Raw genomic sequence first — 15167 nt, forward strand, 5'->3', positions numbered from 1 at the left:
TGGGGGCATGACCCTCTCCGCGCACGCCCCGGCCCCTGACGTCCCCGACGCCACGGCGTCGGGGGAGTGGCCGGACGCCACGGGGCACTTCGGTGTCTTCGGCGGCCGGTTCGTCCCGGAGGCGCTGATCGCCGCGCTCGACGAGCTGACCGCGGCCTACGAGGCGATGCGGGTCGACCCCGCGTTCCTCGACGAGTTCGCCCGCCTGCAGCGCGACTACACCGGCCGGCCCAGCCCGATCACCGAGGTGCCGAAGTTCGCCGAGCACTGCGGCGGCGCCCGGGTCCTGCTCAAGCGCGAGGACCTCAACCACACCGGCTCACACAAGATCAACAACGTGCTCGGCCAGGCGCTGCTCACCAAGCGGATCGGCAAGACCCGCGTCATCGCCGAGACCGGCGCCGGCCAGCACGGGGTCGCCACCGCCACCGCCGCGGCCCTGATGGGGCTGTCCTGCACCGTCTACATGGGGGAGGAGGACACCCGCCGCCAGGCGCTGAACGTCGCTCGGATGCGGCTGCTGGGCGCTGAGGTGATCCCGGTGACCACCGGCTCCCGCACGCTGAAGGACGCGATCAACGAGGCGTTCCGCGACTGGGTGACCAACGTGGAGACGACGAACTACGTCTTCGGCACCGTCGCCGGCCCGCACCCGTTCCCGATGATGGTGCGGGACTTCCAGCGGGTCATCGGCGACGAGGCGCGCGCCCAGCTGCTCGAGCGGGAGCAGCGGCTGCCCGACGTCGTCCTGGCCTGTGTCGGTGGCGGGTCCAACGCGATCGGCATCTTCACCGCCTTCGTGCCCGACGAGGCCGTCCGGCTGGTCGGCCTGGAGGCCGGTGGGGACGGCGTGGACACCGGCCGGCACGCGGCCACCATCACCGGGGGAGACCCCGGGGTGCTGCACGGCGCGCGCTCCTACCTGCTGCAGGACGACAACGGGCAGACCGTCGAGTCGCACTCCATCTCCGCCGGCCTGGACTACCCGGGCGTCGGCCCGGAGCACGCCTTCCTGCACGACATCGGGCGGGCCGAGTACCGGCCGGTCACCGACGCCGAGGCGATGGAGGCGTTCGCCCTGCTGTGCCGCACCGAGGGGATCATCCCGGCGATCGAGTCGGCGCACGCACTGGCCGGCGCGATGGTGGTCGGCCGCGAGCTCGGTCCGGACGCGCTGCTGCTGGTGAACCTCTCCGGCCGCGGCGACAAGGACGTCGAGACGGCCAGCGCGTGGTTCGACCTCGCCGACCGGACGGCGCCGACCGACTCCGACGAGCGGGCCGTCGAGGCCGGCCGGGGTGGCGAACCGGGGCCGGGTCTGGACACCGACCAGCACGCGACCGAGGGCGCGGTCAGCAACGACCGGGCCGTGGCCGGGCAGGACGCGGGGGAGCAGGCGTGAGCGCGCTGCAGGAGCGCATCGCCGCGGCGCGGTCCGAGGGGCGGGCAGCGCTGATCGCCTACCTGCCGGTCGGCTACCCCGACGTCGACACCTCGATCGCGGCCATGGTCGCAGCGGTCGAGGGTGGGGCGGGCGCCGGCGGGGTGGGTGGGGCTGACATCGTGGAGATCGGCGTGCCCTACTCCGACCCCGGGATGGACGGGCCGGTGATCCAGGAGGCCGTCGACGTCGCGGTCCGGGCCGGGGTCGGCATGGCCGACGTGCTGCGCGCCGTGACCGCGGTCGCCGCTGCAGGTGCCGTGCCGGTGGTGATGAGCTACTGGAACCCGATCGAGCGCTACGGGGTCGACCGGTTCGCCGACGACCTGGCCGCGGCCGGTGGCGCCGGCGCGATCACCCCCGACCTCATCCCCGACGAGGCCGGCGCGTGGCTGGCCGCCAGCGACCGGGTCGGCCTGGACCGGGTGTTCCTGGTCGCGCCGTCGTCCACCGACGCGCGGCTGGCCGCCACCGTCGCCGCCTGCCGCGGCTTCGTCTACGCCGCCTCCACGATGGGCGTCACCGGCAGCCGGGCCACCGTCGGGGACGCCGCGGAACGACTGGTCGCCCGTACCCGTGCCGCCGCCGGTGAGCCGCCGGTGTGCGTCGGCCTGGGGGTCTCCACCGGCGACCAGGCGGCCGAGGTCGCCGGGTTCGCCGACGGGGTGATCGTCGGGTCGGCCTACGTACGGCGGTTGCTCGACGGGCACGGCGCCGACGGCGTGCGTTCACTGTCCGCCGAGCTCGCCGAGGGCGTCCGGCGTGCGAAGGTGCAGGCATGACCCTGCTGGCGGACGCCTCCGTCCTCGCCGCGATCCCCAGCCCCACCCAGGGGGTGTGGGAGATCGGGCCGTTCCCGCTGCGCGCCTACGCGCTGTGCATCATCGCCGGCATCGTGCTGGCCTGCTGGCTGGGTGAGCGCCGCTGGGTGGCCCGCGGCGGCGCCCCCGGCGACGTGCTGGACATCGCCGTCTGGGCGGTGCCCTTCGGCATCGTCGGCGGCCGCATCTACCACGTGATCACCACCCCGCAGCCCTACTTCGGGGAGGACGGCGACCCGCTCCGGGCCTTCGCCATCTGGGAGGGCGGCCTCGGCATCTGGGGCGCGATCGCGCTCGGTGGCGTCGGCGCCTGGATCGGCTGCCGGCGCCGCAGCATCCCGCTGCCGGCCTGGGCCGACGCGATCGCCCCCGGCATCGTGCTCGCCCAGGCGGTGGGCCGGCTCGGCAACTGGTTCAACAACGAGCTCTACGGCAGCGCCACCGACCTCCCGTGGGCGCTGACGATCTACCGCTGGAACGCCTCCGCCGGTCAGGCGATCACCGGTCCCGACGGCGAGCCCGTGGTGCTGGGCACCTTCCACCCCACGTTCCTGTACGAGCTGCTGTGGAACCTCGGTGTCGCGGCGCTGGTGATCTGGGCCGACCGTCGCTTCCGGCTCTCCCACGGGCGGGCCTTCGCGCTGTACGTGGCCGCCTACTGCGCCGGCCGGGTGTGGATCGAGATGCTCCGTATCGACACCGCCGAGCAGTTCCTCGGGCTGCGGCTCAACGTGTTCACCTCGATCATCGTCGGCCTGCTGGCCGTCGCGTACATGATCGTCAACCGCGGTCGGCCGCGAGAGGTCATCACCCGCGGCGCGGAGCGGGCCGGCGAGGGCGTCCCCGCTGCGGCGTCGTCCCCCACCGCGACCAGCGGGGCGGCGGGCGCCACGGCCGCGGGCGCCACGACGCCAGGCGGGCCGGTCGCGGGTGAGGCGGTCACCGACGAGGCCGGCGACGACCGGACCGGAGCCCGGACCGACGAGGGCGGCTCGCCCCGGGCCGGCTGACCCGGCACACTGCCGCACCGGTCGACGTTTCCGCACCTGGAGGAGATCTTCCCGACACCTGGTCGACATGTCGCGCAGGTGTCCCCGCTGTGTACGCTCGACTCCGGCCGACCAGTGATCCTGGGCCGGCCGGCGACGTCGGACCGGGCCAGTGCTGCCCCGCGCACGACCATCCCGCGGCCACCCGCCCCCGCGGGTGCGCGGGTCCTTGAGGCCGGCTCGACGTACCGTGTCCGCCGGCCTCCGCTGCCCCACTCGTCGGACCCCCCGGGGTCCTCCGCGCACCACCCCACCCGCTCTGACCACCCGGCGGGGTCTGCGACCCCCCGCACCAGCGCCGCCCGCCGACCCGGACCTCCGGACGGTGGAGCCGGCGCCGCGGCCAGCCGACGACGGGAGTGACATGTCTGACCTCGCCGCCCCCTCCGCGGGATCGCCGTCCCCGGCCGCAGCCCTGCCGGCCGTGCCCTTCTCCGCGCTCCCGGCCGCCTCCGGGCTCTACGACCCGGCCAACGAGCACGACGCCTGCGGCGTCGCCTTCGTCGCCGACGCCCGGGGCCGCCGCTCCCGCACGATCGTCGCGGCCGGGCTCACCGCGCTGCACAACCTCGACCACCGGGGCGCCGCGGGTTCGGAGCCGAACTCCGGTGACGGGGCCGGCATCCTGACCCAGGTACCCGACGGGCTGCTGCGCGAGAGCGTCGACTTCGACCTGCCGCCGCTGGGGGAGTACGCCGTCGGCATCGCCTTCCTGCCCGCCGACGAGACCGAGCGGGCCTCCGTCGTCGACGCGGTCGCCGGGCTCGCCGCCGAGGAGGGCCTGACCGTCCTGGGCTGGCGGGTGCTGCCGGTCGACCCGGACGCCGCCGACCTCGGGCCCACCGCCCGGCGGGTCATGCCGCACTTCGCCCAGCTCTTCGTCGCCGAGACCATCGGTGCCCGGGCCGACGCCCGCGCCTTCGGTGGTACCGCGGCCCCGCACGGGGTCACCCGGCTGGAGCGGCGGGCCTTCGTGCTCCGCAAGCGGGTCGAGCGCGCAGCCCGGGACGCCGGCACCAGCTGCTACATCGCCTCGCTGTCCTCCCGGACGATCACCTACAAGGGCATGCTGACCACCGACCAGCTGCCGGCGTTCTTCCCCGACCTGACCGACGAGCGGTACGAGTCGGCGATCGCGCTGGTGCACAGCCGGTTCTCCACCAACACCTTCCCCAGTTGGCCGCTGGCGCACCCCTTCCGGTTCATCGCCCACAACGGCGAGATCAACACCATCAAGGGCAACCGGAACCGGATGCGGGCTCGCGAGGCCAAGCTGGAGACCGGGCTGTTCGACGGTCCGGCCGGCCCGGCCAGCGAGCTCGGCCTGGAGCGGATCTTCCCGGTCACCGCCAGCGACTTCAGCGACTCGGCGACCTTCGACGAGGTGCTCGAGCTGCTGCACCTGTCCGGCCGGTCACTTCCGCACGCGGTGCTGATGATGATCCCGGAGGCGTGGGAGAACCACGACGAGATGGACGCGGCCCGCCGCGCCTTCTACCGGTTCCACTCCTCGATCATGGAGCCCTGGGACGGGCCCGCCTGTGTCGCGTTCACCGACGGCAGCCTGATCGGCGCGGTCCTGGACCGCAACGGCCTGCGCCCGGGTCGCTGGTGGCGCACCAAGGACGACCTGGTCGTGCTGGCCAGCGAGGCCGGCGTGCTCGACATCCCGGCCGGCGACGTGGTGGCCAAGGGCCGGCTCCAGCCTGGCCGGATGTTCCTCGTCGACACCGCCGCCGGGCGGATCGTCTCCGACGAGGAGGTCAAGGGCGCCCTGGCCACCGCCGAGCCCTACGACGACTGGCTGCACGCGGGGCAGGTGCACCTCCCGCAGCTGCCCGAGCGGCGTCGTTCCCGGCCCAGCCACGAGTCCGTCGTCCGTCGGCAGCAGCTCTTCGGCTACACCGAGGAGGAGCTGCGCATCCTGGTGCAGCCGATGGCCGCCAGCGGTGCCGAGCCGATCGGTTCGATGGGCACCGACACCCCGATCGCGTCGCTGTCGGACCGCTCGCGCCAGCTCTACGACTACTTCACCCAGCTGTTCGCCCAGGTCACCAACCCGCCGCTGGACGCCATCCGCGAGGAGCTGGTCACCAGCCTGGGGCGCACCTTCGGCCCCGAGCAGAACCTGCTCGACGCCACCCCGGCCTCCTGCCGGCAGCTGTTCCTGCCCTACCCGGTCATCGACAACGACGAGCTGGCCAAGATCCTGCACATCGACGACGACGGCGACCTGCCCGGTTTCGCCGCCGTCCGGATCACCGGCCACTTCGACGTCACCGGTGGGGGCGAGGCGCTGGCCCAGGCGGTCCAGGACCTGCGCACCAAGGTCAGCAAGGCGATCGCCGCCGGCGCGCGGGTCATCGTGCTGTCCGACCGCGACTGCGACGAGAAGCGCGCCCCGATCCCGTCGCTGCTGATGACCGCCGCAGTCCACCACCACCTGGTGCGCGAGCGCACCCGCATGCAGGTCGGCCTGGTCGTGGAGTCCGGCGACTGCCGCGAGGTGCACCACGTCGCGCTGCTGCTGGGCTACGGCGCCGCCGCGGTGAACCCCTACCTGGCGTTCGAGAGCGTCGAGGACCTGATCCGCACCGGCACGCTCACCGGCGTCCAGCCCGCCCAGGCCGTCCGCAACGTGGTCAAGGCCATGGGCAAGGGCGTGCTGAAGGTGATGAGCAAGATGGGCATCAGCACCGTCGGCTCGTACACGATGGCGCAGATCTTCGAGACGGTCGGCCTGTCCAAGGCCGTCGTCGACGAGTACTTCACCGGGACGTCGGCCACGCTGGACGGCGTCGGGCTCGACGTGCTCGCCGAAGAGGTCGTGATGCGGCACCGCCGCGCCTACCCGAGCAACCCGACCGAGACGGCGCACCGGCGGCTGGAGACCGGCGGGGAGTACCAGTGGCGCCGCGAGGGCGAGGTGCACCTGTTCAACCCCGAGACGGTGTTCCTGCTCCAGCACGCCACCCGGTCCCGGCAGTACGACGTCTTCCAGCGCTACACCGACACCGTCGACGGGCTGTCCGCCGAGGCGGCGACGCTGCGCGGCCTGTTCACCCTCAAGACCGGTGACCGGCCCGCCGTCCCGTTGGAGGAGGTGGAGCCGGTCAGCGAGATCGTCAAGCGGTTCCAGACCGGCGCGATGAGCTACGGCTCCATCTCCGCCGAGGCGCACGAGACCCTGGCGATCGCGATGAACCGGCTGGGGGGCCGGTCCAACACCGGTGAGGGTGGCGAGGACCCCGACCGCTTCACCGCCGACCCCAACGGCGACCTGCGCCGCTCCTCGATCAAGCAGGTGGCCAGCGGGCGGTTCGGCGTCACCAGCGAGTACCTGGTCAACGCCGACGACATCCAGATCAAGATGGCCCAGGGCGCCAAGCCCGGTGAGGGCGGTCAGCTGCCGGGCAGCAAGGTCTACCCGTGGGTGGCCCGTACCCGGCACTCCACGCCCGGCGTCGGCCTGATCAGCCCACCGCCGCACCACGACATCTACTCGATCGAGGACCTGAAGCAGCTCATCCACGACCTCAAGAACGCGAACAACGAGGCGCGGGTGCACGTCAAGCTGGTCGCGGAGCACGGGATCGGCACGGTCGCAGCCGGGGTCAGCAAGGCCAAGGCCGACGTCGTCCTGGTCTCCGGCTTCGACGGCGGCACCGGTGCGGCGCCGCTGACCTCGCTCAAGCACGCCGGCATCCCCTGGGAGATCGGCTTGGCCGAGACCCAGCAGACGCTGCTGGCCAACGGGCTGCGCGACCGGATCGTGGTGCAGGTCGACGGGCAGATGAAGACCGGCCGGGACGTCATCGTCGCGGCGCTGCTCGGGGCCGAGGAGTTCGGCTTCGCCACCGCACCGCTGGTGGTCGAGGGCTGCGTGATGATGCGGGTCTGCCACCTGGACACCTGCCCGGTCGGCATCGCCACCCAGAACCCGGAGCTGCGCAAGCGGTTCACCGGCAAGCCCGAGTTCGTGGTGACCTACTTCGAGTTCCTGGCCGAGCAGGTGCGCGGGTACCTCGCCGAGCTGGGCTTCCGCTCCATCGACGAGGCCGTCGGCCATGCCGAGCTGCTCGACGTCGCGCCGGCGATCGACCACTGGAAGGCCTCGGGGCTGGACCTGCGGCCGATCCTGGCCGTGCCGGAGCTGCCCGAGGGCACGCCGCGGCGCAAGGTCCGGGACCAGGACCACGGGCTGGACGTCGCGCTGGACCAGACGCTGATCCAGCTGTGCGAGGGTGCGCTGCTCGACGCCCGCCCGGTGCACCTCGAGCTGCCGGTGCGCAACGTCAACCGCACCGTCGGCACGATGCTGGGCTCGATGGTCACCCGGCGCTTCGGCGGCGAGGGCCTGCCCGACGGCACCATCGACCTGACCTTCACCGGGTCGGCGGGGCAGTCCTTCGGGGCGTTCCTGCCGCGCGGGATCACCATGACCCTGGTCGGTGACGCCAACGACTACGTCGGCAAGGGGCTGTCCGGCGGTCGGATCGTCGTCCGCCCGGCGCCGGAGGCGAGCTTCCCCGCCGAGGACAACGTCATCGCCGGCAACGTGATCGGCTACGGCGCCACGGCCGGTGAGGTGTTCCTCCGCGGCCGGGTGGGGGAGCGGTTCTGCGTCCGCAACTCCGGGGCGCTGGCCGTCGTCGAGGGCGTCGGTGACCACGCGCTGGAGTACATGACCGGCGGCACCGCGATCATCCTCGGGCCGACCGGGCGCAACATCGCCGCGGGCATGTCCGGCGGGATCGGGTACGTGCTCGACCTGGCCCGGCACCGGGTCAACACCGAGATGGTGGACGTCGAGGCGCTGGACGGGCAGGGCTCCGCCTGGCTGCGCGACGTCCTCGAGCGCTACCGCGAGGCCACCGACTCGGCCGTCGCGACCAGCCTGCTGGCCGACTGGGGTCGTTGGTCGGGGCGTTTCAGCGTGATCATGCCGCGTGACTACCGGCGTGCCATGGAGGCCCGGCGGGCCGCCGAGGCCGCGGGGTACGACGTGGACCGAGCCGTGATGGAGGCAGCTCGTGGTTGACAGCACCGGGTTCTTGAGGTTCGACCGCGAACTGCCGCCGCGGCGGCCGGTCGACCTGCGCCTGCTGGACTGGAAGGAGGTGTACCTGACCCGGGACACGGGTGAGGACGCCGTCTTCCCGGTACGGGCGGTCCGTGAGCAGGCGGCGCGCTGCATGGACTGCGGCATCCCCTTCTGCCACCACGGCTGCCCGCTGGGCAACCTGATCCCGGAGTGGAACGACCTCGCCCGCCGGGACGACTGGCAGGAGGCGATCGAGCGGCTGCACGCGACGAACAACTTCCCCGAGTTCACCGGAAAGCTGTGCCCCGCGCCGTGCGAGTCGGCCTGCGTGCTCAACCTGGAGAACGCGCCGGTCACGATCAAGCAGATCGAGTGGGAGATCATCGACCAGGCGTTCGTCAACGGCTGGGTCACCCCGCAGCCGCCGGCGGAGCTCAGCGGCAGGAAGGTCGCCGTCATCGGGTCCGGGCCGGCCGGGCTGGCCGCTGCCCAGCAGCTCACCCGCGCCGGGCACCAGGTGACCGTCTACGAGCGGGACGACCGGATCGGCGGGCTGATCCGCTACGGCATCCCCGAGTTCAAGATGGAGAAGCGCCACCTGGACCGGCGGCTGGACCAGATGCGCGCCGAGGGCACCCGGTTCGTCACCGACGTCACCGTCGGCGGCAGTGCGGGCAGCCTGACCACCGAGCAGCTGCGCGCCGAGCACGACGCCGTCGTGCTGGCGATCGGTACCCCGGTGGCGCGTGACCTGCCGCTGCCGGGCCGGGAGCTCGACGGCGTGCACTTCGCCATGGAGTACCTGCCGCACGGCAACCGCCAGGCGCTCGGCGAGCTCGACGACCCGCCGCTGTCGGCCAAGGGCAAGAACGTGGTCATCATCGGCGGCGGTGACACCGGCGCGGACTGCCTGGGCACCGCGCACCGTCAGGGCGCGGCCTCGGTGGCCCAGCTGGACTACAAGCCGGCGCCGTCGGGCACCCGGCCCGAGGACAACCCCTGGCCGACCTACGAGATGATCCTGCGCGTCTCCCCGGCGCACGAGGAGGGCGGCGAGCGGCTGTTCGCCGTCAACACCGAGGCGTTCCTCGGTGACGAGCAGGGCCGGGTCCGGGCGATCGAGGTCGTGGAGATCGAGGTCGTCGACGGCCAGCGCCGGCCCAAGCCCGGCAGCACCCAGGAGCTGCCGGCCGACCTGGTGCTGCTGGCGCTGGGCTACACCGGGCCGGAGACCACCGGGCTGGTCGAGGAGCTGGGCTGCGGCGTCGACGAGCGGGGCCGGGTGACCCGGGACGACGAGTACATGTCCAGCGTCCCCGGGGTGTTCGTGGCCGGGGACATGGGCCGCGGGCAGTCGCTGATCGTCTGGGCCATCGCCGAGGGGCGCGCCGCGGCCGCCGCCGTCGACACCTGGCTGACCGGCAACTCGATGTTGCCCCGACCGGTCACCCCGGACGCCGTCCCACTGCGCTGAACCGCTGGTCGCCGGCGGGATGAGACGTCCCTGACGACTGCTGCCCCTCGGGGGGACACGACGGACCCGGTCCGCTGTGTCCGCCCGAGGGGCGACTAGTTTTGCCTCATGTCTCGTCGCGCGAAGATCGTCTGCACGCTGGGTCCGGCGACTGGTTCGCTGGACCAGATCACTGCTCTCGTCGAGGCCGGCATGGACGTCGCCCGCCTCAACTTCAGCCACGGGAAGCACGCCGACCACGAGACGGCCTACCGGCTCGTCCGCGAGGCCTCCGACAAGGTCGGTCGTGCCGTCGCCATCCTGGCCGACCTGCAGGGCCCCAAGATCCGCCTCGGCACCTTCGCCGACGGCCCGGTCACCTGGGCGACCGGCAGCCGGGTCTGCGTGACCGTCGAGGACGTGGAGGGCACCGCCGAGCGGGTCTCCACCACCTACAAGGACCTCGCCAACGACGTGCGGGTCGGTGACCGGCTCCTGGTCGACGACGGCAAGCTCGCCCTGACCGTGGTCGAGGTCGACGGCCCCGACGTGTGGTGCCTGGTGCTCGAGGGCGGTCAGGTCTCCAACAACAAGGGCCTGTCCCTGCCCGGCGTCGCCGTCAGCGTCCCGGCGCTGTCGGACAAGGACGCCGAGGACCTGCGCTTCGCGCTCTCCCTCGGCGTCGACTTCATCGCGCTGTCCTTCGTGCGGCACGCCCGGGACGTCGAGCTGGTGCGCGAGATCATGCGCCAGGAGGACGTCGAGGTGCCGGTGATCGCCAAGCTGGAGAAGCCGGAGGCGGTGGAGAACCTCGAGGCGATCGTCGAGGCCTTCGACGGCGTCATGGTGGCCCGCGGCGACCTGGGCGTCGAGCTGCCGCTGGAGCAGGTGCCGCTGGTGCAGAAGCGCGCGGTGCAGGTCGCCCGCGAGCGGAACAAGCCGGTCATCGTCGCCACCCAGATGCTCGAGTCGATGATCAGCGCCTCCCGGCCCACCCGGGCCGAGGCCTCCGACGTCGCCAACGCCGTCCTGGACGGCGCGGATGCGGTGATGCTGTCGGGGGAGACCTCGGTGGGGAAGTTCCCCGTCGTCGCGGTCAAGACGATGGAGCGGATCATCGACGCGGTCGAGTCCGACGCCGTGCGGGTGCCCGAGCTCCTCGTGCCGCCGCGGCAGCGTTCCGGCGCGATCGTGCGGGCCGCCAAGGACATCGGTGAGGCGCTCGACGTCGCCGCGCTGGCCGCCTTCACGCTGACCGGCAAGACCGCGCAGCTGCTCGCGGCGCTGCACACCCGGCTGCCGATCCTCGCCTTCACCACCGACCCGGCGGTCCGCAGCCGGCTGGCGCTGTCCTGGGGCGTGGAGACCTTCCTCGTGCCCGAGGTCACCCACACCGACGACATGGTCGGGCAGGTCGACTTCTCGCTGCTGTCCATCGGCCGGCTCAAGGAGGGCGACAAGGTCGTCATCGTGGCCGGCAGCCCGCCGAACACCGCCGGCTCCACGAACCTGGTGCGGGTGCACGAGGTGGGGACCGAGGCGTGACGGCCGGGGTCGCGCAACCGGGGGAGACCCCGGCTGCGGAGCTGATGGTCGTCCTGGACCTGGAGGAACGGGGTCCGGACGTCTACGTCGGCCAGACCCCCAGCACGCCGTTGCAGCGGATCTTCGGCGGTCAGGTCGCCGCCCAGGCGCTGACCGCCGCGAACGCGACGGTGGGACCGGGGCGGGTGGTGCACTCGCTGCACTCGTACTTCCTCCGCCCCGGTGACCCGCACGAGGAGATCCGCTACGAGGTCGACCGCATCCGCGAGGGCCGCTCGTTCAGCACGCGGCGGGTGGTGGCCCGGCAGACGCGCAAGGGCTCCGACGTCGCGATCTTCGCGCTGACCGCGGACTTCACCGCAGGGGAGCGGGCCGTGGTCGAGCACTCCCTGCCGATGCCCGAGGTGCCCGGTCCGGAGGGGCTGCCCGGGCTCGCCGAGGTCACCGCGGCGCACCCCGGGCAGGGGGCGGCGTCCGCGGCGATCGGCCGGGCGGTGGAGCAGCGGTACCTCGCCGACCCGTTCGACCCGCAGCCGCGGCATCCACCGGACACCGCCTTCCGGGTCTGGTTCCGGGTGGCTGGCCGGCTCCCCGACGACGACGCCGTGCACGCGGCCGCGCTGACCTTCGTCAGCGACCTGACCCTGCTCTCGGCCGGGCTGGCGCGCACCGGTGGCGGCTGGGGCGGGTCGATCGTGGGCGCCAGCCTGGACCACGCCGTCTGGTTCCACCGGCCGGTGCGCGCCGACGAGTGGTTCCTCTACGAGACCGACAGCCCGGCGGCCGCGAGTGGCCGCGCCCTGTGCTTCGGCCAGATCTGGGCCGCCGACGGCACGCACGTGGCCACCGTCGCCCAGGAGGGCCTCATCCGCTCCCTCGGCTGAGCCGCTGGGCCGGGTCCGGTGGTGTGCTCAGCGGGGTGACCCGCCGCCGGCGGACCCCGCTGAGCACACCCGAGCCGCTGGGTCAGCGGGCGGGGTCGCCCGACTCCGCCGAGGCCGGGATCCTCAGGCCTGCCTGGGCGTCCGCCTGGGTGGCCGTCTCGTCGCCTGCGGCCGGGGTCTCCACGGTCGGGGAGTCCGCCGGGTCCTCCGCCGTCGGCTCCGCGTCCACCTCGCCCGTCATGGCCTCGGGCGCGGTCTCGGGCGTCACCTCGGGTGCGGCCTCGGCAGGCGCGTCCGACTGCCCGGCTGCTGCCTGCTCCGCCGCTGCTGCCTGCTCCGCCGCGGCCGCCTCGGCGGCGGCGTGCTCGGCGGCGGCCTGGCGCTCGGCCACCTCCCGGGCCCGCTGCTCGGCCTGCTGTTCGGCGAAGTCGTTGGCCAGCCAGTCGTGACCCTCGCGCAGCAGCGTCCACAGCCGCTCGACGTGCGCCCGGGTCGTCGCCGGAGCGCCGATCGCCACCCGCAGCACTGCCCGGCCGGCCACGGTGGTGTGCGTCAGGAAGACCTCACCGCCGTCGTTGAGCCGGTCCAGCAGGGTCATGGTGGCGACGTCGGCGTCCACGCCGCGCGCCCAGCGCGGCTGCAGGCAGACCAGCGACAGCGGGTGCGGGGCGACGACGTCGAACCGGTCGTCGGCCCGCGCCCAGCCGGCCAGCTCCTGGGCCAGCGCGACGTGGCTGCGGATGTGCTCCCGCAGGCCCTCGGCGCCGTACCAGCGGACCACGAACCACAGCTTCATCGCCCGGAAGCGGCGGCCCAGCTCGATCTGCCAGTCCCGGTAGTCGACCACAGCACCGGTGTCGGTGGCGGCGTTGCGCAGGTACTCGGGGAGGATCGACAGGGCCCCGGTGAGCGCGGCCCGGTCGGCGACCCAGAACAGCGTCGCGTCGAAGCCGGTCAGCAGCCACTTGTGTGCGTCGGTCGTGTAGCTGTCGGCCCACTCGACGCCGGCCTGCAGCGCACGCAGCTCCGGGACGACGGCGCTGACCCCGGCGTAGGCGGCGTCCACGTGCAGCCACACCCCGAAGCGCTGGCAGATCGGGCCCAGCGCGGCCAGCGGGTCGATCGCGGTGGTCGACGTCGTCCCGACCGTGGCGCAGACGAGCACCGGGACGAACCCGCGGGCCACGTCGCGCTCCAACCGCTGCTCGAGCGCGCGGGGGCTCATCGCCAGCTCGGCGTCGACCTCGACCACCCGGATCGAGTCGGTGCCCAGCCCGGCGATCCGGGCGGCCTTCTCCATCGAGCTGTGCGTCTCGGCCGAGACGTAGACGGTGTGGTCCTCCGGGCGGACCCCCTGGCGCAGCGTCGCGCCCTTGCTCACCCGGTGCAGCGCCGCCAGCAGTGCGACCAGGTTGGCGCCGGAGCTGGAGTCCTGCACCACGCCGCCACCGGTGCCGGTGGACCGGAAGGAGTCCGGCAGGCCGAGCAGCTCGGCGAACCAGTCCATGACGTGCTGCTCGAGCTCGGTGGCGGCCGGGCTGGTCACCCAGGACATGCCCTGCACGCCGAGGCCGGCGGAGAGCAGGTCGCCGAGCACCGAGGGGCCGGAGGTGTTGGCCGGGAAGTAGCCGAAGAAGCCGGGGTGCTGCCAGTGCGTCACCCCGGGCAGCACGACGCGCTCCAGGTCGGCCAGCACGGCGGAGACCGGCTCGCCCTGCTCGGGCGCGCTCGCCGGCAGCATGGCCCGGACGTCGCCGGGGGAGACCCGCGACCGGACCGGGTGCGCGGCGATGCCCGCCCAGTAGTCGGCGATCCAGTCGACGACCTCGTGGCCGTGCTGGCGGAACTCCTCGGGGGTCATGTGGCCGGTCACGGGGCCAACATAGGCGGCGCGACCGAGGACGATCCGGCGGCCTCACCGGGGTGGGCGTCGCGGGCCCGTGGTGCTGCCTCGTGGGTGCCCGTTCGTACTGGTCCTTCGGTGCCCCCGGTGCGACTCGAACGCACACTGCGCGGGTTTTGAATCCGCTCCCTCTGCCGATTGGGGTACGGGGGCCAGCTCAACCGGGTGACCAGCAGCGTATCGGGCGAGGTGTGGCCCGCTGCGGCCGATAGGATCACCGGGTGACCAACGCACCGACCCGGGTCCTCATCGCTGAGGACGAGGCCCTCATCCGCCTCGACCTCAAGGAGATGCTGGAGGAGGAGGGCTACGTCGTCGTCGCTGAAGTCGGCGACGGCCAGGCTGCCGTCGAGCAGGCGCAGCTGCTGCGCCCCGACCTCGTCGTCCTCGACGTCCAGATGCCCGTCCTCGACGGCCTGGCCGCGGCCGAGCAGATCGCTGCTGCGCGCATCGCGCCGGTGATCGTGCTGACCGCGTTCAGCCAGCGGGAGCTCGTCGAGCGCGCCCGTGACGCCGGTGCGATGGCCTACCTGGTCAAGCCGTTCTCCAAGAACGACCTGGTGCCCGCGATCGAGGTGGCGGTGGGCCGCTTCCAGGAGATGCACGCGCTGGACGCCGAGGTGAGCGACCTCAAGGAGCGGCTGGAGGCCCGCAAGGTCGTCGAGCAGGCGAAGGGGCGGCTCATGTCCGAGCGGGGCATGACCGAGGCCGAGGCGTTCCGCTGGATCCAGCGGACGGCGATGAACGAGCGCACCTCGATGAAGGCCCTGGCCCAGGTGATCCTGGAGACCGACGCCCAGCCGACCGGGGACAGCAGTCCGACCTCTCCCGCCGGCTCCTGACCGGCGGCGCCGGGGCACCCCGTCCCCGGCGCGTTGCGGCGGTGTGTCGCGCCCGCCGAGCGCGTGGCGGTTGCGCAACGTGCAGGTCACGACCTCATCACGGTGCAGTCGAGGGTGGTCCGACGCGCCCGACCGGCAGTTAGGTTCTCCGCACTGATCGGCTCCCCGACAGGCGATGGGGCCTG

Annotated in this window: 9 protein-coding genes and 1 tRNA gene; 8 read left to right on the top strand and 2 right to left on the bottom strand. The window is 73.1% G+C overall.

Annotated elements, in window-relative coordinates:
* Positions 1-7: 7 nt before the first annotated feature.
* From trpB to O2V63_RS06645, 7 genes are all read left to right on the top strand, one after another.
* Positions 8-1402 (top strand): tryptophan synthase subunit beta, encoded by a 1395-nt coding sequence (trpB, locus tag O2V63_RS06615; RefSeq protein ID WP_269166746.1) that lies wholly within the window; start codon positions 8-10, stop codon positions 1400-1402.
* Positions 1399-2223: a tryptophan synthase subunit alpha gene (trpA, locus tag O2V63_RS06620; protein WP_269166747.1), complete on the top strand. Its 825-nt coding sequence runs from the start codon at positions 1399-1401 to the stop codon at positions 2221-2223. Before trpB ends, trpA begins: the two co-directional genes overlap by 4 nt.
* Entirely contained in the window at positions 2220-3272 is a 1053-nt protein-coding gene (gene lgt, locus O2V63_RS06625; RefSeq protein WP_269166748.1) for a prolipoprotein diacylglyceryl transferase, read from the top strand. Before trpA ends, lgt begins: the two co-directional genes overlap by 4 nt.
* A 403-nt stretch (positions 3273-3675) precedes the next feature.
* The gene (gene gltB, locus O2V63_RS06630; protein WP_269166749.1) at positions 3676-8352 is read left to right on the top strand and encodes a glutamate synthase large subunit; all 4677 of its coding nucleotides are present in this window, start codon (positions 3676-3678) and stop codon (positions 8350-8352) included.
* Complete coding sequence (locus O2V63_RS06635) at positions 8345-9829, top strand: glutamate synthase subunit beta (protein WP_269166750.1); 1485 nt, start codon at positions 8345-8347, stop codon at positions 9827-9829. Before gltB ends, O2V63_RS06635 begins: the two co-directional genes overlap by 8 nt.
* 108 nt (positions 9830-9937) lie before the next feature.
* Positions 9938-11353 (top strand): pyruvate kinase, encoded by a 1416-nt coding sequence (gene pyk, locus O2V63_RS06640; protein ID WP_269166751.1) that lies wholly within the window; start codon positions 9938-9940, stop codon positions 11351-11353.
* Entirely contained in the window at positions 11350-12237 is an 888-nt protein-coding gene (locus tag O2V63_RS06645) for an acyl-CoA thioesterase (RefSeq protein ID WP_269166752.1), read from the top strand. Before pyk ends, O2V63_RS06645 begins: the two co-directional genes overlap by 4 nt.
* An 82-nt stretch (positions 12238-12319) precedes the next feature.
* On the opposite strand, the gene O2V63_RS06650 is transcribed toward O2V63_RS06645, so the two are convergent.
* Complete coding sequence (locus O2V63_RS06650; protein ID WP_269166753.1) at positions 12320-14110, bottom strand: aminotransferase class V-fold PLP-dependent enzyme; 1791 nt, start codon at positions 14108-14110, stop codon at positions 12320-12322.
* A 109-nt stretch (positions 14111-14219) separates the two neighbouring features.
* A tRNA-Leu gene (locus tag O2V63_RS06655) sits at positions 14220-14293 on the bottom strand.
* A gap of 68 nt (positions 14294-14361) precedes the next feature.
* Between O2V63_RS06655 and O2V63_RS06660 the strand changes: the two genes are divergently transcribed.
* Positions 14362-14982, top strand: coding sequence for an ANTAR domain-containing response regulator (locus O2V63_RS06660; RefSeq protein ID WP_269166754.1), 621 nt, complete (start codon positions 14362-14364; stop codon positions 14980-14982).
* Positions 14983-15167: the final 185 nt, after the last annotated feature.

Source organism: Modestobacter sp. VKM Ac-2977 (assembly GCF_026968045.1).
Classification (GTDB): Bacteria; Actinomycetota; Actinomycetes; order Mycobacteriales; family Geodermatophilaceae; genus Modestobacter.